We start from the raw sequence: 2431 nt of genomic DNA on the forward strand, positions 1-2431 counted from the left end.
CCGGAGGCCAGCACCACAGCCAGCGACGACGGAAGCAACTCCGCGTCAACGTCGACCAGCACGAACCGGCCCGGGTTCTCCCACTGCGCCGACCGCACCAGACCCCACACCGCCGCGGCCGCCAGATCAGCGACCGCCTCACCCTCCCGCGCCTCGACCGCACCCCGCGTGACGAACACCAGACGCGAAGCCTCGAACCGCTCATCAGCCAACCACCCCTGCAGCAGGCCGAGGGCGTGAGCGACCAGCTCGTGAGTCGACTCCACCACGCTCTCGGCGCCGGCCGACCCGATGGTGACCATGACCACGTCCGGCACCGAATCCAGCGAGGCGAGATCCCCGCTCAGCTCGACCACACTCGCACCGCTCTCCGCGCCCGGCACCTCCGCCAGCGCGGTCCACTCCAGCCCGAACAGCGAGTCCCGCTCCACCCCACGACCACCACCGGTGCCAACAAGCTGCTCGGGCGAGAACGAGCGCAGCACCAGCGACCGCGCCGACACCACCGGCTCCCCTGCCGCATCCACCGCGACCAGCGACACCGCATCCTCGCCCACCCTGGCCAGCCGCACCCGCAACAGCGCCGCACCACCGGCGTGCAGGCACACCTCACCCCAGGAGAACGGCAACCGCGTACCCCCCGCGGCGTCCAGCCCCACGAACGTCACCGCGTGCAACGCCGCGTCCAGCAGCGCCGGATGCACCCCGAACGAACCCGCACTCGATGCCACCTGCTCAGGCAGCGCGACCTCGGCGAACACCTCACCGGCCTCGCCCCGCCAGGCCGCCCGCAGCCCCTGGAACACCGGACCGTACCCCAGCCCTCGGACGGCCAGCTCCTCATACAGCCCGTCCAGCTCGATCGCGGTCGCCCCGGCCGGCGGCCACACCGCCGCATCGAACGACGCGACATCCACAGCACCGGCACCCGAAGTGCCGGTGGCCAGCGTGCCGGTGGCGTGCCGCACCCACGGCACCTCCTCATCGGCCCGCACCGGCCGGGAATAGACACCCAAGGTCCGCCGACCGGTCTCCTCCGGCGCACCCACCGCGATCTGAACCACGACCGCGTCGTCCTCGCCCAGCACCAACGGAGCCGCCAGCGTCAACTCCTCCACCAGGTCGCAGCCGACCTGGTCACCCGCCCGGATCGCCAGCTCCAGGAATCCGGTCCCCGGGAAGAAGACCATCCCGGCCACCGCGTGATCGGCCAGCCACGGATGCGACGAGAGCGACAACCGCCCGGTCAGCACCACCCCATCGGAATCGGCCAGCCCGACCGTCGCGCCCAGCAGCGGATGCCCCGCCGTCACCAACCCCGCCGCGGCCACATTCCCCGAACTGGCCCCCACACTGCCATCAGGCCAGAACCACTGGTGCTGGAAGGCATACGTCGGCAACTCCACCCGCCGCCCGCGCGGGAGCACCGACCCCCAATCCACCACCACCCCACACACATGCAACTGAGCCAACGCCGACATGACCGACCACTGCTCATCGCGGTCCCCGCGCAGCGCCGGCACCAAGTCCGCGACGGACTGATCCTCAGCGGCAAGGGTGTCCTGAGCCATGGCGGTCAGCACGCCGTCGGGGCCCAGCTCCAGATACGCCCGCACGCCCCGCGCGTGCAGGGCACGCACGCCGTCGGCGAAGCGGACCGCGCCGCGGACCTGGTCGACCCAGTAGTCCGGCGAGCACAGCTGCTCGGCGGTGGCCGCCTGCCCGGTCATCGTCGACACCACCGGGATTCGCGGCGGGTTGTAGGTCAGCGTGCCGGCCAGGGCGCGGAAGTCCTCCAGCATCGGCTCCATCAGCGGCGAGTGGAACGCGTGCGACACCCGCAACCGCTTCGTGCGCACCCCGCGCTCCGCCAGCGTGGCGGCGACCTCAAGAACCGGCCCCTCCACCCCGGCGATCACCACCGAAGACGGGCCGTTCACCGCCGCGACCGACACCTCCTTCTCCCGCCCGACCAGCAGCTCAGCGACCTCCTCCTCGGAAGCCCGCACCGACACCATCGCCCCACCGGCCGGCAGCGCCTGCATCAACCGCGCCCGGCCCGCCACCAGCACACACGCGTCGGCCAGCGACAGCACCCCGGCGACATGCGCCGCGCTGATCTCCCCGATCGAATGCCCGGCCAGCACACCCGGCCGCACCCCCCACGAGGACACCAACCGGAACAACGCCACCTCAAGCGCGAACAACGCCGGCTGCGCCCACCCCGTCCGATCCAGCGACCCCGCCTCGGCCGAACCAGGCTCGGCGAACAACACCTCGCGCAACGACCCGTCCAGCAGCGGATCCAGCTCGGCGAGCACCTCGTCCAGCGCCGCCGCGAACACCGGGAAGCGGTCATACAGCTCCCGGCCCATCCCCGCCCGCTGACTGCCCTGACCGGTGAACAGGAAGGCGAGCTGCGGCTCCGTCG

1 protein-coding gene is annotated in these 2431 nt (G+C 72.0%); it reads right to left on the reverse strand.

What is annotated here, in order from left to right:
* On the reverse strand, positions 1–2431 hold a 2431-nt coding region (locus ABT130_RS47420), incomplete at both ends, for an acyltransferase domain-containing protein (RefSeq protein ID WP_350966473.1).

The sequence above is a fragment of the Streptosporangium sp. NPDC001681 genome (assembly GCF_040298085.1).
Taxonomy (GTDB): domain Bacteria; phylum Actinomycetota; class Actinomycetes; order Streptosporangiales; family Streptosporangiaceae; genus Streptosporangium.